This window comes from Photobacterium angustum, assembly GCF_002954615.1.
Lineage (GTDB): Bacteria > Pseudomonadota > Gammaproteobacteria > Enterobacterales > Vibrionaceae > Photobacterium > Photobacterium angustum_A.
Genome location: NZ_MSCJ01000001.1, coordinates 2,210,353 through 2,223,308, shown reverse-complemented (window position 1 = coordinate 2,223,308; position 12,956 = coordinate 2,210,353). Strand labels below are relative to the sequence as shown.

Here is a 12,956-nt window from a genome sequence, read left to right as displayed (position 1 = left end):
TAAAATAAAACCGGACATTACGTCCGGTTTTTTATTTCTGAAAAGTGCTAAACGTTAAGATAAGCAATTATAAGTATTCGGTATCTTCGATTTGAGCATTGTCTACTACATTATTTTCGCCCAAGTCTTTAGGTAAAATCAGGTTGAGTACAATTGCAACAATACCGCATAAGCTCACGCCTTGTAGGCTAAATTCACCAATACCAAAAGCCATCCCACCAATACCAAAAACCAATGTCACAGCGACGATCACCAAGTTACGCGCTTTATGTAAATCGACTTGATTTTTGATCAACGTATTTAAGCCAACAGTTGCGATAGAGCCAAATAGTAAGATCATGATACCGCCCATCACTGGTGCTGGAATCGTTTGTAATACGGCGCCTAATTTACCGACAAACGCTAATACCAATGCTGTTATCGCAGCCCATGTCATGATCACAGGATTAAAGGCTTTCGTTAACATTACCGCCCCCGTTACTTCTGAGTAAGTCGTATTTGGTGGAGCGCCAACAAGTGATGCGGCAATGGTGGCGATACCATCACCCGCCATAGTGCGGTGTAAGCCAGGCTTTTTTAGGTAATCTTTTCCTGTCACATTCGAGATTGCCAGCATATCACCTACGTGTTCTACCGCTGGCGCGATAGCAACAGGGATCATAAAGAGTACAGCGTTAATATTAAATTCAGGAAAGGTAAAGTTAGGAAGCGCTAACCAACTTGCATTATGAACAGGCGTAAAGTCAACCACACCAAAGGCAAGACTTGTAATATAACCTGCTGTTATACCACCGACGATAGGGACAAGCTTTAATATACCTTTAGCAAAGACACTTAAGCCAATCGTGACGATTAACGAAATGGCTGAAATCCATAGCGCGGTATCGTGAGCAATCAACTGTACGCCGCCATCCCCCGTTTTACCTACTGCCATATTGACGGCTGCAGGCGCTAAACCTAAGCCGATCACCATAATAACAGGGCCGACGACAACGGGAGGAAGCAATTTGTGAATAAAGCCAACGCCACGTATTTTGATAATAACTCCCATAATGACGTAGACAATACCAGCCATCATTAGGCCGCCCATAGTACTTGCGATTCCCCACGTTTGAATGCCATACATAATAGGGGCGATAAAAGCAAAAGATGATGCAAGGAAGATAGGAACAGAACGTTTTGTGACAAGTTGAAAAAGGAGGGTTCCTATACCAGCGCCGAATAGGGCTACGCTAGGATCAAGCCCCGTAAGTAATGGGACTAGAACGAGTGCGCCAAATGCAACGAATAACATTTGGGCACCTTGTAATACCTGCATCATATTCAAAATCACCTTGTCATAAAAAAAATCGCGCAATCCTATCACACATAGCAAACGATTAACTAGGTCGATTAAGAGAAAAATAATGCTAATTTTTTAAACACTACTATTTATCACTAGAGAATATTTTTCAGCAAATGGTTTGTTTCTTGCTTGTTGTATTGTTTTGGTTCAGGAAAAAGTACATATTGTAGAGCTAATTGATTTTAGACTACGTGGCTATACAGAATATCAATGAGTCTTTAGGTCTTTTTGATTATCTTTTTATTTTTTGACGACTTATTTTTGTAAATTACGAGTGCGATATGTTGCGATTTGCGTTGTTATTTTTAGCTCTACTGGCTTTACCTATTAAAGCGGCTACTGTCAGTGATTTATATCAGGCTCAAGTAGTGATGCCTGCTGATGGGCAGAACCCCGATCAAGCAGCAAGGGAGCAAGGCTTTAAGCAAGTATTAGTTAAAGTGACAGGTAATCCGAACATTGCCCAAAATAGTGTTGTGGCTCAGGCAATTGCGAACAGTTCAAGTTACGTGAGCCAATTTGGTTACGGTCAAGATAATGGACAAAAGACGTTAGATTTAACGTTTGATCAGGTACAAATTAAGCAGCTATTAACACAAGCTAAAGCGAATTTTTGGAGCGCTCAACGTCCTAATATTCTCGTTTGGATGGTTGATGATAACGGTAATAGCCGAGATATTTTATGGGACCAATCAACCAATGCACTCGTCGCTGATACAAAACAAGCTGCAAATGATCGTGGTCTACCCGTTACTTTCCCTGTGGGTGATTTTAACGATGTTACAGCAGTACATGTATCCGATCTTTGGGGGAGTTTTATCGATCCCATCACTAGCGCAAGTCAACGTTATAATGTGGGTGGTTTATTGTTAGTAAAAGCTCACCAACAAGGTGCAGATAAGGTTGAATTAACATGGCAGCTGTATGCTCAGCAGCCTAGTACGATTGCAGCTGATACGCAACCTATCACTGGTAAAGCGAGCGGTACATTGGTACAAGCTAGTCTCGATATGATGAATCAAGTGACAAACCAATTAGCGCAGAAATATGCTATCGAATTAGGTGGTGTCGCGTCAGGTAGCGTTAATATTGAAGTTGAGAATGTTAATTCAACAGAAGACTTTTTTACGCTTGAGCGTATGCTAAATCAGATGACGACAGTAAACAGTGCTAATGCGGTAAATATTAAAGGTGATAAGGTGATTTTCCGTATGAATTTATCAGCATCTGATACTGAGTTTAAGCGTGAATTGAGCCATGAAAGTCGTATTAGCGCCGATGATTCTACTGTTACTAATACTAACGTAACGACAATGCCAAATACTGATGTGAGCCAAGATCCTAATACGTTGGATGTCACAGCGACACAATCACAGCCGCAAACTCAACCTGAAAACTATGTTGCACCTGATGACATGTATATATGGCATAACTAAAATCCGGTGTTAATAGCAATAATTAAGCCCTCATTATGAGGGCTTTTTAATATCTCATTATTAGAGAACGAGCTATTGGTTCAATCTTTAGGTGGTTCAAAACGTTCGCGTTCTTGTCGCTCCACTTGCGATAGGCGCTGGAGTTTTATACCTAGTTCTTTTGCTCTTACGCGTGCAAAAAGTATGTTACTGAGAAAAGCGATGGTTACGAGTAGTAACTCTACGCCGGCTAACCAGCGTTCACCTTCATCAATAGTGAGTAGCGTCAGAGCATGCAGGAAATAGAACATTAAAATGAAGTTCGACCATGCGTAAGTATAAGGTTTCGCTGCTAACATCCCATGTAATGGCAATAGTAAAGGAATGAGCCAAACAACTGCCATTACCCAATTATTAAGATGAGGGTGGGGAGAGAGGATCATTTGCCATAACGCGACCCATAGCATAAGAGTTAAATTCACGCAGAATGCAAAGCGGTGAAGATATTGTGTTTGCGGTTGCATTGGAGGCATCGAATGTTCCTTTTCGTTAGCCATATGGGTTAACGCTGAAGTTGCATCGCTGTTAGTGCAAGCCGTTTACCGAGAGCTTGTGCAAGTTCAATTTCATCACTATGGAGTTGCTTGTTAGTACCTGTGTTGAGATGTGAAGCTCCATAGGGGGTACCTCCATGTTGCGTAGTATGCAAAGTGGGTTCGGAGTAAGGGATACCAACAATTAGCATGCCGTGATGCAATAACGGTAACATCATTGATTGTAACGTTGTTTCTTGACCACCATGCATAGAGGATGATGAGGTAAATACACAGGCTGGTTTATCGATTAATGTACCTGATAACCATTCTTGGCTAGTACTATCAATAAAGTGTTTTAATGGCGCTGCCATATTACCAAACCGAACAGGGCTTCCCATCGCTAAACCAATGCATTGTTTCAGATCGTCATGATTGACGATAGGATCAAGGTTTGATTGCTGAAGATCATTTGTACCGATTTCAGCAACCGTTCTTAGCACTGCTTCACAACCAGATACTTGCTCAATACCACGACTAATATGTCGTGCTAACTGACGTGTATTACCATGACGGCTGTAATAAAGAACTAAGATTTTATGCATTATAAAATATCCAATACTTGCTCAGGTGGACGACCCAATGCCGCTTTTTCACCACGTACCACAATTGGACGTTCGATTAGCTTTGGATGAGTACTCATTGCAATGAAGAGTGCCTCATCAGATAGGTCATTATTACCTAGTCCAAGGGCTTTATAATCCGCTTCTTTGGTACGCATCATTTTACGCACAGAGTCCAAGCCTAGTTGGCGATATAACGTTTCTAGTTCAGCTACGCTTGGTGTTTGTTCTAGGTATTTAATTATAGTCGGTGTGATCCCTTTTTCTTCTAATAACGCCAGTGTTTCACGGCTTTTAGAGCAACGAGGGTTATGATAAATAGTGACTGACATGACATCTCCTAACTGACTGTATTAGCAGTGTATTTTATTGGTATTGATTTATTGTCGATGATCTATAATAAATTAAAATTAATCAATACGTTATTGTAATGCTTTGAATTTTTGACGTTGAAAGCGAAGTTGATCAATTCGTGCGTCATAACGGGCTTGGGCCATGGAGCCTAATTTGGCCATTTGTGCTGCTTGCATATAATTATTAATAGCTCTGTCCCATTGTGCTCGTAAGGCAAGTAATTCACCAAACGATGCAAGTTCAGCTGCACGATTACCTAGTTTTGCATAACTTTTTGCCAATAATGCCCAACCATTTGTATCGTCAGGGTGATCATAGGTATAGCGATTTAATATTTGGATACTCTGTTGATACTTTCCTGCTTCTAAGTATGCATTGGCTAAATTTATTCGTAATACACTACTATCGGGATTATTTTTTTGAGCATTTACTAAGCGAGAAATAGCACGTTGATATTGTTTTTGATTGATATCGAGATCTGTTGCAGCATCGATGTAGAAAATATTATCGGGTTCACCTGCAATTAATGGATCTAGTAATTGGTGAGCTTGTTGATATTTTGCATTATCGATATATACCAAAGCTTTACCGTAATTGAGTTCTTTACGACGATTTGGCGCTGCCTTTTTTAATTCTCGATTTAGCCAGTTTAATGATGACGTTTCACTAAAACCTGCATTACGTGCAACAACACGTGAGCGCGCAAGTAAGTATCGCTCAGAGGGTGGAAGAACAACGGTAGGGTAATTCCGTGCACGCATACGGCTATCAGTGACGCGAGACTCTGGTAATGGGTGAGTAAGTAGCATTGCCGGTAATTTAGAGGTGTAACGATATTGTTCAGCTAAGCGCTCAAAAAAACGTGGCATCGCATGGGCATCAAAGCCTGCTTTGGCGAGTGTTTTAATGCCTATACTGTCAGCTTCTTTTTCGTTACTACGGGTAAAATTAATTTGCCCTTGTATATTTGCAGCTGTCGTTGCATGAATGGCTGCAATACCGGCTTCAGGTGCTGCAACGGTTAATAGTAAAGAACCAACCAATGCAGCCACAGTCAGTGGTGAATTTTTTGCGTCAGCTTCCATTTTTCGCGCTAAATGACGCTGTGTAACGTGGGCGATTTCATGGGCAAGCACAGAAGCCAGCTCACTTTCTGATTGTGCATGCAAAAATAATCCAGAATGCAGCGCAACATGGCCACCAAAAAAAGCAAACGCATTGATTTCGTAATTTTGAATTAAGAAGAAATAAAAAGGTGTCCGTACACCTTCCGCATTGGCGACAAGCTTATGTCCTAATGATTGGACATAATCAGATAGCAAAGGATCGCTGATAACAGGTTGGCTCGCGCGTATAACTCGCATATAGGCATCGCCATATTCACGTTCTTTATCAATCGTTAACGTAGAAGAGGCCGTCGTTCCCATTTCAGGTAAGCGATTATCATCACTAGCAATAGCTGGAATACTGCTACTAAGAAGAGCAGAAAGCAAAAGATAGGTCGGTGCATTGGCAAATCGAAACATGGGAATGGTACAACCTCCTTGTTGAGTTATCTTTAATATCTATAAGTTAGGACACCGAAATGCTTTAGAGGTTCGTTATTGTGATTCATGTCCTTTCTCTATCTCGCATCTTATATGTGCTGAGGTTACAATACGGCAATACAAAATATCTGTCACTTAAATGAAATGGAAATTATATCGCTTGATCTAATGGCCGAACGTTGTCCACTGGCTTTATTGTTAGCTAAACGCGCATGCTCAACACTTCTTCCCAATCAAGGGTTAGAAATACGAATTTCAGACAGCGGCGCAAGAAGTGATATCACTTGTTTCTTGCATAATAATGGATATGTTACCGATATCTTAGTTGATGATAATACTCAACTGATCATGATGGTGAAAAAAGGATAGAGCTCAACATGTTACACATGCTAAACCGCTGGTATCAGCGTCGATTTTCAGACCCCCACGCTGTAAGCCTTGTTGTTATTCTTCTCGGCGGCTTTCTTACTATTTACTTTTTTGGCAGTTTGATTACGCCGTTATTAGTCGCTATCGTTTTGGCTTACTTATTAGAGTGGCCAGTTGCAAGGTTAAATAAACTAGGGATGCCAAGAACCCTTTCAGTCGCTATCGTGCTATTGGTCTTTGCAGGGTTAATGGTGCTTGCTTTATTTGGTTTAGTGCCGACGATTTGGCATCAAATTACCAATTTAAGTGCTGATGTGCCGAAGATGTTTAACGATCTTCAAATCTATGTATCTAGCTTACCAGAACGCTACCCTGATTTTGTTCAGCCGGCTCAAGTGGTGGATTTCATGACTACATTGCGTGAGAAGGTGTTAGGGCTGGGCGAAAGTGTTGTAAAAGGCTCATTTGCATCACTAGTCAGTTTAGCAACAATTGGGGTATATCTTATCTTAGTGCCATTGCTTGTTTTCTTTTTACTTAAAGATAAAGACGAAATGTTGCGCACGTTATTAAACATTTTGCCTCAAAATCGTCGTTTAGCCAGCAAAGTTGGCAGCGAGATGAATCAGCAGATCTCTAATTATATTCGAGGCAAAGTAACTGAAATTATTATTGTTGGCATTGCAAGTTATGTCACATTTGAAGTAATGGATTTACGCTATGCAGTATTATTAGGCGTGTTAGTAGGGCTTTCTGTTCTTATACCTTACATTGGCGCGGCAGCTGTAACGGTTCCTGTTGCTATGGTTGGATTATTCCAGTGGGGCTGGACGCCAGATTTTTGGTGGTTATTACTGGCATATGGCATTATTCAAATGTTAGATGGCAATGTATTAGTACCAGTTCTATTTTCTGAAGCGGTAAATCTACACCCTGTCGCAATTATTGTTGCTGTGTTGGTTTTTGGCGGTTTATGGGGATTTTGGGGGGTATTTTTTGCTATCCCATTAGCGACATTAGTTAAAGCCGTGTGGGGAGCATTACCTGCGAGCGATAATAATTTATCATCCTCTGATGTGTCAGAAAAAGTGTAGTAAAAAGGCCGTGAAAACGGCCTTTTTTATATCTAATTAAAACCTAAGCGATTATTGATTTAAATAATCAAGTACCACTTGGTGGTGATCTTTTGTTTTAAACTTATTAAATACGTGCTCAATCATACCGCTTTCATTAATTAAAAAGCTGATGCGGTGTAAGCCGTCATATTCTTTACCCATAAACTTCTTCAGTCCCCAAACACCGAACTGATCAGCGACGGCATGATCTTCATCAGATAAAAGGGTGAAGTTTAGGTTATCGCGCTCGATAAATTTTGGTAGACGTTTTACCGCATCAATACTAATACCCAGTACGACTACATTTTTTTCATCAAGCTCGGCTTTGCTGTCACGTAGTCCACATGCCTGTACCGTACAACCTGGAGTCATTGCTTTAGGGTAAAAGTAAGCAAGAACTTTTTTACCTTTAAAATCACTGAGGCTAACAGGCTCGTTATCTTGATTCATTAAAGTAAAGGCAGGTGCAGGCATGCCAGCTGTGAGCGTATTCATAAGTATAATATCCTTTTAGTTATCGTATCGCGATGCATTGCATGTTGAACGAACATGAGGCTGATAATGAAAGTTTTGTTATTTTTGCTTTCGTTAATGTGTATGACCAATAAAATTCACAGACCCTTTTGCTGATAAGCTCTGGCACAAGGTTTCAAATTCCTCTTGCAGTGTCATCAGATTACAGTCTTCAGGTAAATTTGTGCTAATTTGCAAAACAAGTTGATTCATTGTACCCACTGTTTGGCTTTCAACGGTATTGGCGCTAAGCGTCGAAATATCGATATGTCGGCTCGCCATAAAGTGAGTAAATTGCTTAATTAAACCTGGGCTATCATTAGCTTCAATATGGAAATCAGCGGTATAAGGGAAAAAGCGCTGTTGGTGTTTACTCGTACGTTTTATAACAGTAATAAGATCATGCTCTTGCCCTTTTAATGGCAAGGTCGATTCAATTCGAGATATTGCATTGTTATTACCTGATAACAACATGATCAAGGTAAACTCAGAACCAAACAGGGCAATGCGGCTATCTACGATATTACAGCCACATTGAGTCACAAGGTGAGTGATTTCATCAGAGATACCTGGGCGATCAGTACCTACAGCTGTGATGACAAGGTAGTGTTCCATATTGGTCTTCATTGTAAAATTATAATCTAAACATGTTAGCACAGACTGTTATTGATACGATGGCAAATTTAATGACAATAGTCCTTACTGTTGAGGTGAAATTTGACTGATTTTTAAGCAAAAAATGAGAAAGGTTATTAGGTTTATTGAGATTTAAGTTTCAAAGTACAAAATTGTGATGAAAGAAGACGATAAAGCCTGTTAGTTCACTGTTTTCAATCAGCCTTTGCTTGAGTTTATAGTCACTCAAAAGTACCATGACAAAGTTATACCCTAACGGCTTTAGCATACAGCCCCACAAGGTTATGTTGAGAGAGCCGTTTGGATATATAAGAAGAGGGGGATGGACATGTTTAAAGGAAGCATGGTTGCGCTATTAACTCCACTAGATTCAGCAGGCGAAGTAGATTACGTCGGTTTGAAAACGCTGGTGGATTATCATATTAACGCAGGAACAAGTGCGATTATTGCCGTGGGTACCACGGGAGAGTCTGCAACACTTACCGTTGATGAGCATATCAAGGTTGTTTTAAAAACATTGGAATATGTTGATGGACGAGTTCCTGTTATTGCAGGTACAGGCGCAAATGCGACGCATGAAGCCATCACTATTACCAAGCTTTTTTCTGGCACGGGTGTAGCAGCATGTTTAAGTGTTACACCGTACTATAATAAGCCAACCCAAGAAGGTTTATTCCAACATTATAAAGCTATTGCTGAAGCAACAGATATTCCGCAAATTCTTTACAATGTACCGGGACGAACTGCGGTAGACTTATTACCTGAAACTGTCGCACGTTTAGCTAAAATCGATAATATTATTGGTATTAAAGATGCGACAGCTGATTTATCTCGTGTGAAAAAAACACGGGAACTTTGTGGCGAAGATTTCATCCAATTAAGCGGTGATGACGCTACAGCCGTAGATTTTGTCGCTGAAGGTGGTCACGGTGTTATTTCTGTTACGGCAAATATTGCCGCTGCAGATATGGCTCAAATGTTTACACTCGCATTAAGTGGCCAAATTGACGCTGCACGAGAAATTAATGAGCGTTTAATGCCATTACACAGTCATCTGTTTGTTGAAGCTAACCCTATTCCAGTGAAATGGGCCGCTCATCAGTTAGGTTTGATTGATAATGGTGAATTACGACTACCGCTAACTGTATTAAGCGAGTCACAGCAACCGATTGTTAAACAGGCTCTTTTGGATGCCGGTGTGCTTTAAGTTGCACAAGCGTAGGAGCGCAGGAGCATAAATGAATTATAAATATCGACTAGCACTAGCTGCATTCGTGGTAACCAGTTTATCTGCTTGTTCTGGTGGGGCAGAGTCTCGTCGTCAGGCTAATCAAGATTTTAACTATCTTGATACTCAACCTTTAGAATCATGGACGTTGCCAACAGGAGCTATGCCTTTTAGTAATGCCAATTACGCGATTCCGAGTAAGGCGTTTGCTGGTGATGTTGGTGCTAGCGTTGATATTCGCCCACCGCAACAGGTGCTTAATCTGATCCCTGGTATGCGCTCTAACGTGGACCAAGATGGTGTAACAGTCCAACTTCCTCGTACTTCTGATTTAACCAAACTATGGCAAGTTACCCAAAATTTGATCAGTAAAAATAACATTGGTATTGCAAAGCAAAGTGCTGATCGTATTGATACTGATTGGGTAAGCTGGACAAATGAAGATGAAGATCATGAAGTGGGCAGTCGCTATAGTATTGAGAAATCACCTGAGACGAATAGTTACCGTATTATCTTAACGGATTGGCGTGAAGATGGTAAAACGATGCCTGTTACTGCGAATAATAAACGTCGTTACAGTATTTTGATGACTAACTTGGTGATGTCGAAATACGATGAGACTATTCGTGAGCAAGCACGTTTAGCAGCGGCTGAGCAGCTAAAAAATATCCCTATTTCAATGGGTATGGACCGCAGCGGTTTCCCTGTACTTATTGCTCGTGCACCTTATAGTGATATGTGGGAACGTTTACCTAAAGCGTTAGAAAAACTTGGCTTTACTATTGAAGATCGTAACCGTTCACAAGGTTTGATTGATGTTAAGTACCGTGAGCCTAATGATGAGTTCTGGCAAAAAATAGGGACTAAACCGATGAAATTAACTGATGATAAGTACCGTATCTTAGTTGGTGATCTTGGTAATCGTACGTCAATTAATATTACTGATAATGATGGTAAACCTGTGACCGGTGAAATTTTAGAATCAGCGGCCCCCGCTTTTGCAGCAAGTTTTCAGAAATAATTAGTTATTTTTGTCATAAAAAAAACCGCTTTATTTAAAGCGGTTTTTTTATATTTAATTTTTAGCTTACGCCATAGTATGTTGAGATATTATTTAATCTCTACACCTTGTGCTTGTAGATCGGCGTGGTACGACGATCGTACAAATGGTCCACATGCTGCGTGCGTAAAGCCAAGATCGAGAGCGATTTCTTTAAGTTCATCAAACTCTTCTGGCGGTACATAACGCTCAACCGGTAAGTGGTGACGGCTTGGTGCTAAATATTGCCCCAGTGTCAGCATGGTAACGCCATGAGCACGAAGATCTTTTAATACTTGAATTATTTCTTCTTTGGTTTCACCTAAGCCCATCATTACACCCGATTTAGTCGGTACATCAGGATGAAGCTCTTTGAATTTTTTCAATAAATCCAATGACCACTGGTAGTTAGCACCAGGGCGCGCCTTACGGTACAGGCGTGGTGCCGTTTCTAAGTTGTGGTTAAAAACATTAGGTGCGGTATCACGGAAGATCTCTAGTGCGCGCTCCATACGGCCACGGAAATCAGGCACTAATGTTTCAATATGAATGCTTGGGTTTTTGGCTCTAATCTCAGTAATACAGTCAACGAAATGTTGTGCGCCACCATCACGCAGATCGTCACGGTCAACAGAAGTGACAACTACATAACGTAGCTTCATATCTGCGATTGTCTGTGCTAAATGCGCAGGCTCTTCTGCATTCGGTGGTAGAGGACGACCATGAGCAACGTCGCAGAATGGGCAACGACGGGTACAAATAGCACCTAATATCATAAAGGTAGCTGTACCGTGGTTAAAACATTCGGCTAAATTCGGGCAAGAAGCCTCTTCACAGACTGAGTGAAGTTTGTTTTTACGTAGGGCAGATTTGATTTCCTGAATACGCTTACTATCAGACGGTAGCTTGATTTTCATCCACTCAGGTTTACGTAATACTTCTTTTGGCGCTTCTTCATTCGCAACATTACGAACTGGGATCAATGCCATTTTATCGGCATCGCGATATTTGACGCCTTGTTCAATTTTAATTGGTTTACTCATGGTTGATTGCTTTCCGTCATCCACTCGATTTTCGGATAATCGAGTAATTTAGTTAATTCTTCAACGAGTACAGGCTGAACTTCCGTCAGTTCAGTTGGGCCATTTAATGACGCAGTTTGTGTCATTTCCATTCCAGCATAACCGCAAGGGTTTATACGAAGAAAAGGCGCCAGATCCATATTTATATTGAGTGCCAGACCGTGAAAAGAGCACCCACGTCTGATCCGTAATCCTAATGAGCATATTTTTTGATTATTAACATACACACCAGGTGCATCAGGGCGAGCGTTAGAGCTAATCCCAAAGTGGGATAAAGTATTGATTACTGTATTTTCGATGTGCGTAACTAATTCACGTACACCTAATTTTTTCCGGCGTAAATCGATCAAGATATAAGCCACTTGTTGTCCGGGACCATGATAGGTTACTTGACCACCACGATCACTTTGAACAACAGGGATATCGCCTGTGTTGAGCAAGTGTTCGACTTTGCCTGCCTGTCCTTGAGTGAAAACAGGTGAATGTTCAACTAGCCAGATTTCATCTGCCGAGTCTTCAGTTCGATTATTGGTGAAGTCATGCATGGCATCGTACGTCGCTTGGTAATCGCAACGGCCAAGGTTTTTAATAATAAGAGCTGTTTGCAATGTACTACCCAGATAATAATTAAGATGCCAATCATAAAGAAGGCTAGGTCAGGGCATTATACCTAAACTTGTTGCGGATGTAATGTTAACGACTGATGAAGGAGTTATGGATAATAAATGAGGATTATAAGAAACGTAAAGAGAATAAGAAGACAGGCGGTATTGATAACCGCCTGAAAAATAGTGCTTATAACACTACGCGAACAATATCAATTGAACCTAACTCTTTGTATAAGGTTTCAATTTGTTCAACATTGGTCGCGTTTACAGCAACAGAAACTGCAGTGTATGTTCCTTTGCTACTTGGTTTTGTTGTTGGAGTGTAATCCCCAGGGATAATACTCTGAATAACTTCAACCACACGATCTGGCAATTCTGGTTTGTTTTCGCCCATTACTTTAAAAGTAAAGATACAAGGGAATTCCAGTAGATCTTTTAGTTTTGGTTGCTCTTGTTCTTGCATATAGAACTCCAAAGTTCGCTTTCAATGTGTCTTTCATCATTACTATTATGGCTAATAGTAGTGTAATGCAGGCATCTTAATGTGTC

15 protein-coding genes are annotated in these 12,956 nt (G+C 40.7%); 5 read left to right on the top strand and 10 right to left on the bottom strand.

The features are described 5' to 3' along the window. Window positions 1-67: 67 nt before the first annotated feature. On the bottom strand, window positions 68-1,321 hold the full coding sequence (locus BTO08_RS09815; protein ID WP_105060833.1) for a uracil-xanthine permease family protein: 1,254 nt from the start codon (window positions 1,319-1,321) through the stop codon (window positions 68-70). 305 nt (window positions 1,322-1,626) lie between these two features. Between BTO08_RS09815 and BTO08_RS09810 the strand changes: the two genes are divergently transcribed. Beyond that, window positions 1,627-2,781: a DUF2066 domain-containing protein gene (locus BTO08_RS09810; RefSeq protein WP_105060832.1), complete on the top strand. Its 1,155-nt coding sequence runs from the start codon at window positions 1,627-1,629 to the stop codon at window positions 2,779-2,781. 80 nt (window positions 2,782-2,861) lie between these two features. Here the strand turns inward: BTO08_RS09810 and BTO08_RS09805 are convergent, their stop codons facing one another. From BTO08_RS09805 to BTO08_RS09790, 4 genes are all read right to left on the bottom strand, one after another. Then, window positions 2,862-3,293 (bottom strand): DUF2069 domain-containing protein, encoded by a 432-nt coding sequence (locus BTO08_RS09805; RefSeq protein WP_105060831.1) that lies wholly within the window; start codon window positions 3,291-3,293, stop codon window positions 2,862-2,864. Window positions 3,294-3,322: 29 nt separating this feature from the next. After that, window positions 3,323-3,898: an NAD(P)H:quinone oxidoreductase gene (wrbA, locus tag BTO08_RS09800; RefSeq protein WP_105060830.1), complete on the bottom strand. Its 576-nt coding sequence runs from the start codon at window positions 3,896-3,898 to the stop codon at window positions 3,323-3,325. Next, window positions 3,898-4,248, bottom strand: a complete 351-nt coding sequence (arsC, locus tag BTO08_RS09795; protein WP_105060829.1) for an arsenate reductase (glutaredoxin) — start codon at window positions 4,246-4,248, stop codon at window positions 3,898-3,900. The genes wrbA and arsC overlap by 1 nt, the downstream gene beginning before the upstream one ends. A gap of 90 nt (window positions 4,249-4,338) precedes the next feature. Beyond that, window positions 4,339-5,796: a M48 family metalloprotease gene (locus BTO08_RS09790; RefSeq protein WP_105060828.1), complete on the bottom strand. Its 1,458-nt coding sequence runs from the start codon at window positions 5,794-5,796 to the stop codon at window positions 4,339-4,341. A 165-nt stretch (window positions 5,797-5,961) separates the two neighbouring features. On the opposite strand from BTO08_RS09790, the gene BTO08_RS09785 reads away from it, so the two are divergent. Then, window positions 5,962-6,186 carry a sulfurtransferase TusA family protein gene (locus BTO08_RS09785; RefSeq protein WP_105060827.1) on the top strand — a complete coding sequence of 75 codons (225 nt, stop codon included), beginning with the start codon at window positions 5,962-5,964 and terminating at the stop codon, window positions 6,184-6,186. 8 nt (window positions 6,187-6,194) lie between these two features. Beyond that, window positions 6,195-7,280 carry an AI-2E family transporter gene (locus BTO08_RS09780; RefSeq protein WP_105060826.1) on the top strand — a complete coding sequence of 362 codons (1,086 nt, stop codon included), beginning with the start codon at window positions 6,195-6,197 and terminating at the stop codon, window positions 7,278-7,280. A 51-nt stretch (window positions 7,281-7,331) separates the two neighbouring features. Here BTO08_RS09780 and bcp read toward each other — a convergent pair whose 3' ends face one another. Together bcp and BTO08_RS09770 are read right to left on the bottom strand one after the other, a co-directional pair. Then, complete coding sequence (gene bcp, locus BTO08_RS09775) at window positions 7,332-7,796, bottom strand: thioredoxin-dependent thiol peroxidase (protein WP_105060825.1); 465 nt, start codon at window positions 7,794-7,796, stop codon at window positions 7,332-7,334. 93 nt (window positions 7,797-7,889) lie between these two features. After that, complete coding sequence (locus tag BTO08_RS09770; protein ID WP_105060824.1) at window positions 7,890-8,429, bottom strand: glycine cleavage system protein R; 540 nt, start codon at window positions 8,427-8,429, stop codon at window positions 7,890-7,892. Between the two features lie 349 nt (window positions 8,430-8,778). Here BTO08_RS09770 and dapA point away from each other — a divergent pair, with 349 nt between their 5' ends. Beyond that, the gene (gene dapA, locus BTO08_RS09765; RefSeq protein ID WP_045084821.1) at window positions 8,779-9,657 is read left to right on the top strand and encodes a 4-hydroxy-tetrahydrodipicolinate synthase; all 879 of its coding nucleotides are present in this window, start codon (window positions 8,779-8,781) and stop codon (window positions 9,655-9,657) included. Between the two features lie 31 nt (window positions 9,658-9,688). Continuing rightward, entirely contained in the window at window positions 9,689-10,699 is a 1,011-nt protein-coding gene (gene bamC / locus BTO08_RS09760; RefSeq protein WP_105060823.1) for an outer membrane protein assembly factor BamC, read from the top strand. 89 nt (window positions 10,700-10,788) lie between these two features. Here the strand turns inward: bamC and lipA are convergent, their stop codons facing one another. From lipA to ybeD, 3 genes are all read right to left on the bottom strand, one after another. Beyond that, the gene (lipA, locus tag BTO08_RS09755) at window positions 10,789-11,760 is read right to left on the bottom strand and encodes a lipoyl synthase (RefSeq protein WP_105060822.1); all 972 of its coding nucleotides are present in this window, start codon (window positions 11,758-11,760) and stop codon (window positions 10,789-10,791) included. Next, complete coding sequence (gene lipB / locus BTO08_RS09750) at window positions 11,757-12,407, bottom strand: lipoyl(octanoyl) transferase LipB (RefSeq protein ID WP_005363398.1); 651 nt, start codon at window positions 12,405-12,407, stop codon at window positions 11,757-11,759. Before lipB ends, lipA begins: the two co-directional genes overlap by 4 nt. Window positions 12,408-12,594: 187 nt before the next feature. Continuing rightward, entirely contained in the window at window positions 12,595-12,870 is a 276-nt protein-coding gene (ybeD, locus tag BTO08_RS09745; RefSeq protein WP_105060821.1) for a DUF493 family protein YbeD, read from the bottom strand. Between the last annotated feature and the right edge of the window lie 86 nt (window positions 12,871-12,956).